This window comes from Halorubrum shenae (assembly GCF_051194165.1).
GTDB lineage: Archaea > Halobacteriota > Halobacteria > Halobacteriales > Haloferacaceae > Halorubrum.
Window position 1 is genome coordinate 273,263 of the sequence record NZ_JBLZNI010000001.1, and the last position, 13,984, is coordinate 287,246.

Sequence of the window (13,984 nt, forward strand, 5' to 3'; positions counted from 1 at the left end):
AAGGCAGACGGCTCGCGAGTTACTTATAAAAAAACGGCGCGGGAGCGACGGCCCGCCGCCTATTCGACCGCGCCCCACTTCTCGACGCGCTTCGGCCGGTCGGAGACGGCCATCACGTCGAGGTCGTCGTTGGCGTGTTCGATCGCCTCCAGCGCGGCCTTCGCGGAGGCGTGCGTCGAGAAGTAGGTGATCTCCTCCTCGACGGCGATCTCCAGCAGCTCGCGCTGGCGCGAGACGATGAGGTCGAGCTCGCCGCGCTTCGCGGCCTCGATCAGGTCCGTCGCCTCGCTCAGCTCGAAGTGTTCGGCGTACCCCGCGACGAGGGCCTCGCCGGCCTCGGTGTCCGGGTCCGGGAACTCGTCGGCCGAGAGGTCGACGACGGCGGTCCCGGACTCCGGGATCGGCTTGCCCGTGGAGTCTTGCGCCTTGTCGTACGCCTTGCCGAACGAGCGGGCCGTGCCCATCACTTCGCCGGTCGACTTCATCTCCGGGCCGAGCCGCGGGTCCGAGCCCGGCAGGCGGTCGAACGGGAGGACGACCTCCTTCACGCTGCGGTGTTCCGGGATCTGCTCGTCGACGTCGAGGTCGGCGAGCGTCAGGTCGTCGGTCATCACCTTCGCCGCGAGCTTCGCGATGGGGACGCCCGTCGCCTTCGAGACGAACGGGACCGTCCGGGAAGAGCGCGGGTTGGCCTCCAGCACGTACACCTCCGACTCCGCGTCGGCGTCGTGGACGTCGGTGACCGCGAGCTGGACGTTGAGCAGGCCGACGGTGTCGAGCGCGCGGGCGATATCCTCGGTGACCTCGCGGACCCGGGTGAGGGTCTCGTCGTCCAGCGAGCGCGGCGGGATCATACAGGCAGAGTCGCCCGAGTGAACGCCCGCGCTCTCGACGTGTTCCATCACGCCGCCGAGCAGCACGTCCGCTCCAGGGCGAGACTCCGTCTCGCTTGCAGGCGCGTGTGACGCGCCGACGTCCGCCACGGCGTCGACGTCCAGTTCGACCGCGTCGTCGAGGAACTGGTCGACCAAGATTGGCTTGTCCGGCGAGACCCGGACTGCCTCCTCGATGTACTCCTCTAACTCCGCGTCGCTCTCGACGACGCGCATCGCGCGCCCGCCGAGAACGTACGAGGGACGCACGAGGACGGGGTAGCCGATGTCGTGGGCGAGTTCGAGCGCCTCGCTCTCGCTCGTCGCGGTGCCGCCCTCGGGCTGAGCGATCCCCATCTCGTCCATCAGGACGTTGAAGCGGTCGCGGTCCTCGGCCAGGTCCATCGCCTCGACGCTCGTCCCCAAAATCGAGCAGTCCAGTCCGCGGCGCTGGAGTTCCGCTTCGAGGGGTTCGCCGATGTTGACCGAGGTCTGCCCGCCGAACTGGACCATCACGCCGTCTGCGCCGGTCGCTTCGGCCACGTCGGCGACCTCCTCGGCGGTGATCGGGTCGAAGAACAGCCCGTCGGAGGTGTCGTAGTCGGTCGAGACCGTCTCGGGGTTGTTGTTGACGACGTGCGCCTCGATACCGAGCTCGCGGAGCGCCTGGATCGCGTGGACCGAGCAGTAGTCGAACTCGACGCCCTGCCCGATCCGGATCGGGCCGCCGCCGACCACGACCACGCTGTCGACGCTCTTGTCGACGACGAGCTCGCCGGCCGCGGCGTCGCCCTTCAGCGGTCCGCGCTCGAACTCCGACTGGCGCGCGGAGTAGTAGTACGGGGTCTCGGCGGCGAACTCGCCGGCGCAGGTGTCGACCTGTTTGTACGTCCGGCCCGGGACGTCCTCTTCGACCGCCTCAACGTCGGTCCCGCCACCGGCGAGCGCCGCGATCTCGGCGTTCGTGTGACCCGCGGTGGCCGCCTGCGCGAACTCGCCGTTCTGTGCGGCCTGCGCGGTGTCGCTGACCCGTTTAAACCGTTCGAGGTACCACGGCTTGATGCCGGTCAGGCCCTCGATGTCGTCGACGGAGTACCCGCGGTCGAACGCCTCGAAGATCGCGTACGGACGGTCCGGAGTGGGGCGTTCGAGGTACTCGGTCTCGAGCGCGTCGTCGTCGACCGTCTCCCAGGTGACCGCCGGGTCGTACTCGGAGGAGCGGAGCGACTTCAGCAGGCTCTCCTCGAAGTTCCGACCGATAGACATCGCCTCGCCGGTGGACTTCATCGCCGTTCCGAGCTCGAAGTCGACGTCGTCGAACTTGTCGATGGGCCACCGCGGCACCTTCGTCACCACGTAGTCGATGGCGGGCTCGAAGGCGGCCGTCGTCTCGCCGGTGATCTCGTTGTCGATCTCGTGGAGCCGCTTGCCGAGCGCGACCTTCGCGGTGACGCGGGCGATCGGGTAGCCGGTCGCCTTCGACGCGAGCGCGGAGGAGCGCGAGACGCGCGGGTTCACTTCCACGACGCGGTACTCGCCGCCCGGGGTCCCGTCGTCGTGCCACGCGAACTGGATGTTACAGCCGCCCTCGATGCCCAGGTCGCGGATCACTTCGAGCGCCGCGTCCCGCATCTCCTGGTGTCCGTCGTCGGGGATGACCTGCGAGGGGGTGACGACCGTCGACTCGCCGGTGTGGATCCCCATCGGGTCGATGTTCTCCATGTTACAGATGATGATACAGGAGTCGTCGGCGTCCCGCATCACCTCGTACTCGAGTTCGACCCAGCCCGCGATGGACTCGGTGATGAGCACCTCGCTGTTCCGCGAGAGGCGGAGCCCCTTACGGACGCGCTCGACCAGCTCCTCGAAGTCGTCGACGACGCCGGAGCCGGAGCCGCCGAGGGTGTACGTCGTCCGGGCGATGACGGGCAGCCCGCCGACGTCGTCGACCGCCGCTTGGACGCGCTCGCGGAGGGCCGCCTCGTCGAAGTCGGTGACCGACTCGCCCTCGTCGAGCGAGATGGTGGTCGAGGCGGGCACCGGCTGGCCGAGACCCTCCATCCGCTGGCGGAACAGGTCGCGGTCCTCCGTCGCGTAGATGGTGTCGAGCGGCGTCCCCATCACTTCGACGTCGTACTCCTCTAAGATCCCCTCCTCGGCGAGCTCGGCGGTGACGTTGAGGCCGGTCTGGCCGCCGAGCCCGGCGATGACGCCGTCGGGCTCTTCGATCCGGATGACCTCGCCGATGGCCTCCGGCGTGATCGGTTCGATGTACACCCGGTCCGCCGTCTCCGGGTCAGTCATGATCGTCGCCGGGTTCGAGTTCACCAGGACGACGCGAGCGCCTTCCTCCTGGAGGGCGCGGCACGCCTGTGCCCCGGAGTAGTCGAACTCAGCCGCCTGTCCGATCTGGATCGGTCCGCTACCGATGAGTAGAATGGTCCGGTCCTCGCTCATTATCGCGATGGAGTACGCTCATCGTAATAAGGTCGGCGATAGAATACGAATCTCGCAGTGAGTTTGCGATTTTCGCAAGGTATGAAATAGCATGACGAGTAGGTCGAACTAGCACCGCTATCGGCGACTGACCCGAACGACGGTCACGCTGGCTTCAAAAGGGCTTCACGACGCCGTCCCTGCCTCCATCGATCGCAATGCTCACCCCGCGAGACGGGACCTGCGACTCGACCGAGTGGCGCCCGCTCAGGTCTCCAGGAGGTACCGATACGGCCGATCGGCGATCACTTCGATCTCGCCGCGCTCGGCCCATCGGCCCAGAACGGTAGCGACGCGGTGGGAACTGTCGAGCTCCTCGCACTCCCCGGCGAGCGTGAGGATCTCCCGCGCCGTCAGCGGCTCGTCGGCCTCGGCGAGCACGCCGCGGATTCGGTCGTACCGGTCGTATTCGCCGGCGCTCATACGTCTTACGTACGGTGCCCGAACATATAGGGTTCAGTGAGACACGAGTCGGACATTCGTCTGACACGAGGCCTATCGTAGCCGTTTTTGCGGGTCTGAGCCGTCATCGGGAGGTTAGTTTAAAAGAGACGACCCTCGCTCAGGCGTACGGGTCTTCGGCTTCCAGGTCGCGCTCGGCGCGGTACTGGTCGACGAACTCGCTCACGTCGAACTCCATCATCTCCGCTTCGAACGCCGAGAGCGCCTCGTCGTCGTCGGCGTGGCTCACGGCGTGTTCCATCAGTTCGACGACGAGCTCGACGACGATCTCGTGGAGCCGGCGGGAGTCGAACTCCGTCACCCACGCCATCGCGTAGCCCACGTCGGCGTTCTCGCTGGCGTCTGACGACACCACCGCCTCCGGGAACTCCTCTAACACGACGCCGAGCAGGTGGGGCGTGTCGAACTCCGGCATCTCCTCGCTCGTGGTCTCGATCGCCTCGCGGAGCACCTCGACGAGGAAGTCGGGGAGGAACCGCTCCGGGGGGTGGACGTCCATCACGACCGCGTGCGTCTCGCCGCAGTCGCACTCGAACTCGCGCATCCCCAAGTCCAGATCGCCGGCGGCGATCGTCTGGCCGCAGGGCAGCTCCAGCGTGTTCTCGTCACCGCCGGGGACGCGCGGCTGGGACATAGTCACGCTTAGTCGCTGTCGAGGTTAAAAGGCGCGGAACGGGATGCGGGCGGGGACGCCGGGAGCGTTATTGGAACCCGATCTTGCCGCCGGTCTCACGGATCGCGTTGCCGCTGCCGCCTTTGAACTGCTCTTCGACCTCCTCGTAGTACGCGAGGATGTCGTCGTTGATCGTGGGGCGCACCGACTCCAGCGCGCGCCGGAAGTGTCTCATCTCGACTTCCTCGGCGTCGTCGTCGTCGCGCAGCGCCTCGATGGCGGCCTCGCGGGCGATCCCCTCGAGGTCGGAGCCGACGTAGCCGTCGGTGATCTCCGCGACCTCGCGGAGACTCACGTCGGGCGCGAGCGGGGTGTCCGCCGTGTGGATGTCGAGGATCTGCTCGCGACCGCCCTGGTCCGGCTGGCCGATCATCACGAGCCGGTCGAACCGACCGGAGCGCAACAGTGCGGGGTCGATCATATCGGGGCGGTTGGTGGCGCCGATCACCATCACGTCGCCCATGTCCTCGAGCCCGTCGAGCTCCGTGAGCAGCTGGTTCACGACGCGCTCGGAGACGTTGTTCCCCATCTCCTGCCCGCGCGAGGGCGCGAGGCTGTCGAGCTCGTCGAAGAAGATGATCGTCGGGCTCACTTGCCGGGCCTTCCGGAAGGTCTGCCGGATCGCCTTCTCCGACTCGCCGACCCACTTCGAGAGCAGCTGCGGCCCCCTGACCGAGATGAAGTTCGCGTTCGTCTCGTTGGCGACCGCCTTCGCCATCAGCGTCTTCCCAGTCCCGGGCGGCCCGTACAACAGCACCCCCTTCGGGGCGTTGACGCCCATCCGGTCGAACTTCTCAGGCGAGGTAAGCGGCCACTCGACCGACTCCTGCACCTGCTGTTGCGCCTCGGAGAGTCCGCCCACGTCGTCCCACGAGATCTTCGGGAGCTCGACGAGGACCTCCCGCATCGCCGAGGGCTCCACCTCGTTCAACGCGCTATCGAAGTCGTCCCGCTTGACGATCATCCGGTCGATCAGGCTCGGCGGGACCTCCTCGTCGTCTAAGTCGATCTCGGGGAGGTACCGCCGGAGCGCCTTCATCGCGGCCTCCTTCGTCAGGCTCTCGACGTCGGCACCGACAAAGCCGTGCGTCTCGTCGGCGAGGTGATCTAAGCTCACGTCGTCCGAGAGCGGCATCCCGCGGGTGTGGATCTGGAGGATCTCCTTGCGGCCCACCTCGTCGGGGACGCCGATCTCGATCTCGCGGTCGAACCGTCCGGGGCGGCGGAGCGCGGGGTCGACGCTGTCGACGCGGTTGGTCGCGCCGATGACGACCACCTGCCCGCGGGTTTCGAGCCCGTCCATCATCGTCAGCAGCTGGGCGACGACGCGGCGCTCGACCTCGCCCGTCACGTCCTCGCGTTTGGGCGCGATCGAGTCGAGCTCGTCGATGAAGATGATACTCGGGCTCTCCTCTTTCGCGTCCTCGAAGATCTCCCGGAGCTGTTGTTCGGACTCGCCGTAGTACTTCGAGATGATCTCCGGACCGGCGATCGAGAAGAACGACGCCGACGTCTCGTTGGCGACCGCCTTCGCGAGGAGGGTCTTCCCCGTGCCCGGCGGGCCGTGCAGGAGGACGCCCTGCGGCGGCTCGATCCCGAGCTTCGAGAAGATCTGCGGGTGTTTCATCGGCAGCTCGACCATCTCGCGGACGCGCTGTATCTCCGACTGGAGCCCGCCGATATCCTCGTAGGTGATGCCGCCGCCGGTCTTCTCGAACCCGGAGATCGGCTCCTCGCGCAGTTCGACCTCGGTGTCCTCGGTGATCAGACAGACGCCGTCGGGCTCGGTCTCGATCGCGATCAGCGGGATCGCCTGGCCGGGCGACCGCATGAACGGGTGATTCGTCGAGGACATCACGGGGACGATATCGCGTTCGACGACCGGGCGCTTGAGGATCTGGCGTTTCACCATGCCGGCGGCGTCGGAGCCGAACTGGACCGACGCCTCCTCGGGCGGGGCCAAGACGAGCTTCTCGGCCTTCTCGGCCTCGGCCTTCCGGATCGTCACGCGCTCGCCGATACCGACGTCGGCGTTCTGGCGCGTGAAGCCGTCGACGCGGACGGTGTCCGTGTTCCAGTCCTGGCGGTCGGCGCGCCAGACCTTCGCGGCGGTGGTCTCCGCGCCCTCGATCTCGATGATGTCGCCGGGCGAGAGCTTGAGGTGCAACAGCGTGTCGGGGTCGAGTCGGGCGATGCCGCGCCCCGAGTCGTTCGGGTACGCCTTCGCCACTTCGAGTTGGACTTCGTTCATGATTCCTCGCGGGGGATATCTCTATCTCCTCCCGGTTCGGGAATAAGCTTGTTGCCCCTGTCGGTCCCGCCGGTCGTCCCGAGGGATTCGGGAGGTGCGGCGATCTGTGTCATCACATAGCACGATACGGCATCCGTATTTAAAACGCCGTCGCAAGGGCGCGTTTTCGCCGTCTCCGCAGCGCCCACCAGCCCGTCGTTTTTTGCCCGTTCGGTACCGACTTTGCCCGTGTTCGACTCCCTCTCCGACCCGATGTGGATGCTCGTCTCGCGGCTCGCGGTTCTCGCCGCGGGCGTGCTTCTCGGCGTCGCGCTGTACGCCCTCGGCGCCGGGGGCGTCCTCCTCGTCCCGGTCGCGGCGGTCGCGGCGATCGTGATCGGTGAGCTGTACTTCGTCGTCGCGGGCGACGACACCGGCTGATCGAGAATCCGTTCGGGCCGTCCCGGGCTCTCACCGCGCCGTTCGGCCTCCTCAGGCGATCTTCATCATCCGCGTCTCGAACTTGCCGACGCGAACGCGCACCCAGCCGGAAAGCTCCGCGTCGAGGTCGGGGTCGTCGGTATCGACCCGAAGCGCCCGCACGTCGTCGAGCTTCGTCCGCGAGGCGACGACCCGCAGGTCACACCGTCGGATCACCGTCGGCGACAGCTGCGGGTTCCCGCGGCCGAAGACGAACCCCTGTCCCCCGATGGGGGAGACGACGATCACGTTCTCCTCGCCGAGCGCGTCGAGGATGTCGGACTCGGAACCGTCCAGGAGGACCACTTCGCCGTCGCGCCACACGTCGACCCCGATCGGCGACGGTTCGAACCCCAGCTCCGCTTTGATCGCACCGACCGTCGATCCGGGGCCGAGCACGAAGGTGACGCCCTCGCCCTCGCGGGCGCGGATGTCGTCGGCGACGCCCTCGGCCAGCGACTCGACGGTCCCACTCGCGGTCTGTTTCGACGACTGGAGATCGTCGGCGACCGGAACGCGCGCGACCGCCCGAAGCTCCGGATTGACCTCGCCCTCGCGGTAGGCGTCCTCGTCGATGTCCATCACCTCGCGGCGCTCGGTGCGGGAGAAGGAGGCCGCGACCTCGGCGGCGTCCTCCGGCGAGACGGCGAACACGGAGGAGTACACCTTCACGCCGGCGGGGACGCCGAGCATCGGGCTCTCGGTTCCGGTCCGTTCCAACGCCGTCGCCACGTCCGTCGCCGTGCCGTCGCCCCCGACGAACAAGACCAGGTCCACCGGGTCGTCGCCGCCGACGAACGCCTCGACGACGCGCGCGGTGTGGTCGGCGGTCGTCTCCGTGGGGTCGGGCGTCGCGCCCTCGAACGGGTCGACCACGCGGACCGGCTCGAAGCCGGCCTCACGGACCAGCCGCTCACCCATGGGGTCGGCGGCGGTCGAGACGCGTGCCTCCGACGCGACCGCCGCGAGCCGCTCCAGCGCCCGCCGGGCCCGGTCCGGCGCGCGGGGCTCCGCGCCGCGCGCGACCGCCTCCGCAACCTTTCCGTCGGTGCCCTTGAGCCCGACGCGGCCGCCCATCCCAGCGACCGGGTTCACCACGAATCCGACGTGCATGTCGACACCTTCGTCGGCGAACCCTTAAGCGGGACGCGTCTCGCGGCGGGAAGATCAATATTAAGACGCCCCCAGAACAAGCGCGAACTATGATCCTCGAATCCGCCCCGGTCGAGCCGATCCCGATCGACGCGGCCGCGACTACCGTGCTCGTCGCGAGTCTGGTAATCACCGCGCTGTGGCTCGTGTACCTCTACCGCTGATCGCCTGTTTCTCAGGTCTCCGAGTCGACCAGCTCCGACCGCTCCCGAACCCACTCGGCGGCGCGCTCCGCCTCGTCGGCCGCCGCCGCCGTGATCTTCACGCGCACGCTCTCGCCGGGGTACGATCCCACGCTCACGTCGAACGCCTCCTGTAGCTCCGTGAATCGCTCCAGCAGTTCGCTTTCCGGCTCGTCGACGTCGACGGTGACGGTGTGGGTCGGGCTCCCCTCGAACTCCTCGACGACCGACTCGAACATCGCTTCCATCTCCGTCGGGACGCCCGGCAGGACGTACACCGACTCGACGGCGGCGCCGGGCGCGACCCCCGCCTCGTTGGCGAGCGGTCGGCAGTCGGCCGGGAGATGGGTCGTTTCGGCGACCAGGTCGTCCGCGCTGTACCCCCGCTCCGCGAGCCAGTCCGCGGCCCGGTCGTTGGCGACGAGATCGCGCCCGAACGCGGCCGCGACCGCCTCCATCGTCACGTCGTCATGCGTGGGACCGAGCCCGCCGGTAACGACCACGGCGTCGTACTCGGCGTGGTACTCGTTGACGACACGCGCGATCTCGGCGACCTCGTCCGGAACGACGGTGACCCGTCTGACCGTCACACCGCGCTCGGCGAGCCGACCGCACAGCCACGTCGCGTTCGTGTTCTCGGTGTCACCGACGAGGAGTTCGTCCCCGACGGTGACGATTGCGGCGTCCATGCAGACACAAGGCGTCGCGCACTGAAAAAGGGCGTCAGTTACTCCTCGTCGTCCTCGTACACGCCGAGTCCCATCTGCCGGCGTCGCTCGCGAAGCTCCGCTAACTGGCGCCGGAAGTAGACCGTCCCGGCGATCGCGGCGATCGCGGCGATCACGAGGATCACCCCGAAGACGAGCAGGTCGGACTCGCGGTACGACTGGACCACGACCGACCCACTCGTGACCGAGTCCCAGGTAATCCGGTCGCGGCCGTCGACCGTCTCGATTTCGTGGTCGCGCGGCGACACGTGCCCGACTATCGGCACGTCGGTGCTGAATCCGGGCGGGAGCGTCACCGCGTACGACCCCTCGATGTAGGTGAGCGTCGTGAACCGGCGGGGCGAGCCGGACGCCGAGAGGGCTATTCGTCCGCCCTCCATCTCCTCGCCGAACCGGACCCACGTCTCGTCGGGGGTGCGCTCGACCTCGCCGCCGCGGGCGCGGAACTCGGTCCCGTTAACGACCTCGCCGTCGGGGTACTGGTACCGGAACGCCTCGAACTCGAAGGGCTGATCGCCCGTGTACGGCGTCTGCCGGTAGAAGCGTATCTCGTCGACGCCGGAGACGTTGTACACCGCGGTGTACTGCGTCCCCGTCGACAGGTTGATAGCCGCGTCGCGGTCGGTCGCGAAGTCGTACGCGTACGGCGGCTCCGCGTCGAGCGTCTCGTTCGCGACGTCGCCGCCGTCGTTGACGTAGGTGAGACAGCCGGCGCTGACGGCGAGGAGCGCGACGACCGCGATCGCGAGGGCGAGGCGTCGGTTCACGGCTCAGACGACGCAGCGCATCTCCGCCGGGAGGTACGAGCCGATCGCGGCCAACAGCCCCGGCGGGTCGGTGTCCTCCGTGCAGACGACGCTCTGCTCTAAGAGCCCGAGTCGCTCGACGGTGACGATGTCCTGCGCGTGGCCCGCGCGGTTCACGGTCGCCCGGACCTCGCCGCGGGTGGCCGAGTTGACGTTGAGGCGCCCGTCCCCGCGCTGCCAGTCGTAGAGCCGGTCGCGCTCGGCGTCCGCCAGTCGGCTCGGTTCCGAATCGGGATCGCCCACGTCGCCGCCGTAGACGAATCGGACGGGGAGGTGTTGCACCAGTCCGAACCGTTCGACGACCTGCTCGGGCGAGCCTCTGCCGAGGCCGATCTCGTCGGCCGGAATCCGAACGTCGACGCCGGCGTCGAGGACGAAGCCGCCGTCGTCCCACGATTCGAGGGTGCCGACGTACGCTTCTCCGGCCTCGAGTCCGCCGTCGTGGGCGACGATTTCGCCCCACGTCTCTGCGAGGACGTTGCGGGCGACCTCGGCGTCCTCGCCGCTCACGTCCACCTGCACGAAGTCGTCGTCGCGGACGCCGACGTGCCAGTCGACGTCGAGTTCGCCGACGTCGTTGGCGACCAGCGAGCCCATCCCGTCGAGCGCGCGGTCGCGGGCGTCGCCCTTCACGTAACACTTTGTTGCGAGAACGACCATCAGCCCATCACGTCCACGTTGAGCTCGTCGCGGAGTTCCTCGACGCGCTGCCCCATCGCTTCGCGGAGCCGGTCGTTTTCCATTGCCTCGACCGGAGAGCCGCACTCTGGACACTCGAAGCCGAAGTCCATCGCCTCGCCGAACTCGAAGCGGATCGAACACACCTCACAGAGGTAGAACTCGTGGGTGCGCTCGTACTCTTGGCGCTCCTCTAAGGCGTCGAGCAAGCGGTACATCTCTTCTTCGAGGTTCTCCGGGATGTTGTCGTAGTGGAACGTCCAGAGGTACGTGAGCCACCCCGAGTCCTCGTCGCGCACCCGTCGGTAGGTGGCGAGGTCGTTCTCGTACAGGATGAACAGCGCGCGTCGGACGTCGTTGAGCTCCAACCCGAGCTCCTCCGCCAGCTCCTCGTCGGTGACCTCGCCGTCGGGCGGCGCGGCCGCGACCGGCATCCCCGTCGGCCCCACCAGCTCGTGGAGGTACTTCTGGATGACGGGGTCGTTCAGTAGATCCTCAAAAGCCATTACGTGGAACTGGTGGTGGAACCGGGTTAAAAGCTCCGGAAGAAGCGGTCACCCAGAACCGAACACTCGGAACCGAACGCCCGGAATTGCGGATCGTGGAAGCGGAACATCCAGGCGTCGCCTGAGAAAGAAACTTAGGGAGGTGGATACTCCCTTTGAGACATGGCCTCGCGAATTCTCGTTCCGATGGACGACTCCGAGCACGCCGGGCAGGCGCTGGAGTACGCGTTCGACAACTTCCCGGGCGCCGACGTTTCCGTGTTACACGTCGTCGGCGTTCCGTCACCGATGATGGGAGAGGCGACGGCGCTTGCCCTCGCGGACGACATTGAAGATGCCGCCGCCGAACGCGCCGAGCCCGTCTTCGAGCGCGCCCGCGAGATAGCGAACGAGCGCGGTCGAGAGATCGACACGACCGTGGCCGTCGGCCACCCCGCGCGAAATATCATCGATCGTGCCGAGAACTACGACACGATCGTACTCGGTGCTCACGGCGCAGATTGGAGTCGCGCGGCACGCCAATTCCTCGTCGGGAACGTGGCCGAGACCGTCTCGAAACGTGCACCCGTTCCCGTCGTGTTAGTTCGCTGAATACAACACTTCAGCGTCCGTGGTATCGAAATCACCGATCGCCGGGGCGTGACATCTGTCGTGAACCGCCTCGAAGTCGAGCCCCGAGGCCCTCGGCCTGATCCGCCTGTAGCTGTTGGTCTACCTTCATAACGTTTCGACTTAAAGATGGAAGCATGTACGACGAGATATTGGTTCCGACAGACGGGAGTGCCGCTGCGGGAACAGCGACTGACACAGCGCTCGACCTCGCACGACGCTTCGACGCCTCGATCCACGCGATTACCGTCGTTGAACTGAGCGAGTCCCCGGCCGACGTTGAATCAGAAGTCGCTGAGGAAATAACCCAAAATGGAGAGAAGACGCTGGCGACACTCAGGGATCGGGCGGCGGACGTCGGCGTTTCAGCGACGACACAGGTCATCGAAACCGATGACCCGGTCCACCAGAGGATCACCGACTACGCGAGAGAGCACGACGTAGATCTCATCGTGATGGGGACGCACGGACGAACGGGGTTGAATCGTCTCGTCCTCGGGAGCATAACCGAGCGGACGCTCCGCACGTCGCCGGTACCCGTCCTCACCGTCCACGAGGACGTCACGCTTAACTCCGACTTCGAGACGGTCCTCGTTCCGACGGACGGAAGCGACCCGGCGAGCGTTGCTGCGGATCACGGAGTGACTATCGCAGCGGCGACGGATGCGGCGATGCACGTCGTCCACGTCGTCGACCTCACCGACGTTTCGGGAGAGTTCGGTGGTGCCGAGGTGCTCGCTGCGTTAGAGGACGCAGGTCAACAGGCCGTCGATGACGTCATCGGCCGAGCCGAGGACGCGGGGCTGCGGTCCGTTGAGGCGTCGGTCCTCAGCGGGAGACCCGCCCGAGCCATCTTGGACTACGCGGAAGAACGCGACGTCGACCTCATCGTGATGGGGACGCACGGCCGGACCGGACTAGAGCGGTACTTCCTCGGGAGCGTCACCGAGAAAATCGTCCGTGTCGCAGACGTCCCCGTACTGACCGTCTCACCGCCCGAAGAACAGTAAGCTACCGCCGCGGGCGGCCTCCGGCAAAGCTTTACCCCGCCTGTGACACGACACGGTCGTATGGGAACGACCGACAGCGGGGATCAGCGAGACGGCTCGAAGGAGTCCGAGAGGTCCGACTCCCCGACGGCCCGAACGCGGATCCGGCGAGCCGTCGGCGCGCTCGCGCTCTTCTCTGTCCCGGTCCTACTCGCCGCCGTCCCGCTGGTCCCCGCCGCCGCCCTCCTCGGGCCCGCCGGCCTCGACGTCGCCGGCCCGGGCGCGGCCGGGGGGCTCCTTGCCGCCGCCGTCGTCGGCCTCGGCGGCTCAATCCTCCTCGGCCCGATGCTCGTCGACCGCCGGATCGCCCGCCTCCCTGACGCTGAACTCGACGACCGCCCCGCCGACTTCGTCGCCGACCGCGTCGCGACCCTCGCCGGGGACGTCGGCGTCGACGCCCCCGACGTGACGGTCGTTCGCGCCGACGCCGCCAACGTCGCCGTCGCCGACGGACACCGCGGCGCTCGGCTCGTCGTCTCGACCCGCCTGCTCTCGTTGCCGAAGGCCGACCGCGACGCTGCGCTCCGGCACGCGCTCGTCAGGCTCCGGACCCGGGAGGCGCTCGTCTCGACCGCGCTGCTCCCGGCAATCGGGGCGGTCGAGACGGTGGCGCTCCTCGCAACCCTCCTCGTCGGGCGCCGCGGTGAGCGGACGGCGGCCGACCGCCGCGTCAACCGGATCCACGGGTACGAGCCGGAGCGCGACCGGATCCCGTGGTGGGCGTACACGATCGCCGGGATCGCGCTTTGGGTCCTGCTCCTCCCGGCGTGGCTCCCGGTCGTCGTCGGCGACCGGCTCTACGTGGCCGGCGGGCGCCGGGACGCGGACGGGGTCGTCGCGCGGGTCGGGAGCGCCGATCGCGACGGCCTCGGCAACGCGGTCGCGTTCGCCAGCGACGCCGCGGGCGCCGCCGACTGGCCCCCGCTCCTCGATCGGCTCTCGCTCGTCTCGATGGCGGACGCCGAGACGGGTCGCGTGCGGGGGACGAGCCGGCAAGAGGCGCGGGCGCGTCTCGCCCGACTCCGGTCGAAACGGGCCCTATAAACCGCAGCATTGCCCGA

Annotated in this window: 13 protein-coding genes; 4 read left to right on the forward strand and 9 right to left on the reverse strand. The window is 67.9% G+C overall.

Annotation, left to right across the window (positions count from 1 at the left end; all coding sequences use genetic code 11):
- Positions 1-59: 59 nt before the first annotated feature.
- The 4 genes from carB to ACNS88_RS01425 all read right to left on the reverse strand — a co-directional run bounded on the left by carB (position 60) and on the right by ACNS88_RS01425 (position 6,754).
- Complete coding sequence (carB, locus tag ACNS88_RS01410) at positions 60-3,329, reverse strand: carbamoyl-phosphate synthase large subunit (RefSeq protein ID WP_435093192.1); 3,270 nt, start codon at positions 3,327-3,329, stop codon at positions 60-62.
- 246 nt (positions 3,330-3,575) lie between these two features.
- Entirely contained in the window at positions 3,576-3,791 is a 216-nt protein-coding gene (locus ACNS88_RS01415) for a hypothetical protein (protein WP_435093193.1), read from the reverse strand.
- 139 nt (positions 3,792-3,930) lie between these two features.
- Positions 3,931-4,464 carry a DUF5815 family protein gene (locus ACNS88_RS01420; RefSeq protein WP_435093195.1) on the reverse strand — a complete coding sequence of 178 codons (534 nt, stop codon included), beginning with the start codon at positions 4,462-4,464 and terminating at the stop codon, positions 3,931-3,933.
- A 67-nt stretch (positions 4,465-4,531) separates the two neighbouring features.
- Complete coding sequence (locus tag ACNS88_RS01425) at positions 4,532-6,754, reverse strand: CDC48 family AAA ATPase (RefSeq protein ID WP_435093197.1); 2,223 nt, start codon at positions 6,752-6,754, stop codon at positions 4,532-4,534.
- A gap of 228 nt (positions 6,755-6,982) precedes the next feature.
- Here ACNS88_RS01425 and ACNS88_RS01430 point away from each other — a divergent pair, with 228 nt between their 5' ends.
- A complete protein-coding gene (locus tag ACNS88_RS01430; protein WP_435093199.1) occupies positions 6,983-7,174 on the forward strand; it encodes a hypothetical protein in 192 nt (63 codons plus the stop codon).
- Between the two features lie 51 nt (positions 7,175-7,225).
- Here the strand turns inward: ACNS88_RS01430 and ACNS88_RS01435 are convergent, their stop codons facing one another.
- The 5 genes from ACNS88_RS01435 to ACNS88_RS01455 form a co-directional block, all read right to left on the reverse strand.
- Positions 7,226-8,326, reverse strand: coding sequence for an ATP-NAD kinase family protein (locus tag ACNS88_RS01435; RefSeq protein WP_435093201.1), 1,101 nt, complete (start codon positions 8,324-8,326; stop codon positions 7,226-7,228).
- Positions 8,327-8,540: 214 nt separating this feature from the next.
- Positions 8,541-9,236, reverse strand: coding sequence for a competence/damage-inducible protein A (locus ACNS88_RS01440; protein WP_435093203.1), 696 nt, complete (start codon positions 9,234-9,236; stop codon positions 8,541-8,543).
- Between the two features lie 38 nt (positions 9,237-9,274).
- Positions 9,275-10,042: a DUF5803 family protein gene (locus tag ACNS88_RS01445; RefSeq protein ID WP_435093205.1), complete on the reverse strand. Its 768-nt coding sequence runs from the start codon at positions 10,040-10,042 to the stop codon at positions 9,275-9,277.
- 3 nt (positions 10,043-10,045) lie between these two features.
- Positions 10,046-10,741, reverse strand: coding sequence for a DUF2110 family protein (locus ACNS88_RS01450; RefSeq protein ID WP_435093207.1), 696 nt, complete (start codon positions 10,739-10,741; stop codon positions 10,046-10,048).
- Complete coding sequence (locus ACNS88_RS01455; protein ID WP_435093209.1) at positions 10,741-11,265, reverse strand: transcription factor; 525 nt, start codon at positions 11,263-11,265, stop codon at positions 10,741-10,743. Before ACNS88_RS01455 ends, ACNS88_RS01450 begins: the two co-directional genes overlap by 1 nt.
- Before the next feature lie 162 nt (positions 11,266-11,427).
- On the opposite strand from ACNS88_RS01455, the gene ACNS88_RS01460 reads away from it, so the two are divergent.
- From ACNS88_RS01460 to ACNS88_RS01470, 3 genes are all read left to right on the forward strand, one after another.
- Entirely contained in the window at positions 11,428-11,856 is a 429-nt protein-coding gene (locus ACNS88_RS01460; RefSeq protein ID WP_435093210.1) for a universal stress protein, read from the forward strand.
- A gap of 155 nt (positions 11,857-12,011) precedes the next feature.
- Positions 12,012-12,884 (forward strand): universal stress protein, encoded by an 873-nt coding sequence (locus ACNS88_RS01465; protein WP_435093212.1) that lies wholly within the window; start codon positions 12,012-12,014, stop codon positions 12,882-12,884.
- A 60-nt stretch (positions 12,885-12,944) separates the two neighbouring features.
- A complete protein-coding gene (locus tag ACNS88_RS01470; protein ID WP_435093214.1) occupies positions 12,945-13,967 on the forward strand; it encodes a hypothetical protein in 1,023 nt (340 codons plus the stop codon).
- Positions 13,968-13,984: the final 17 nt, after the last annotated feature.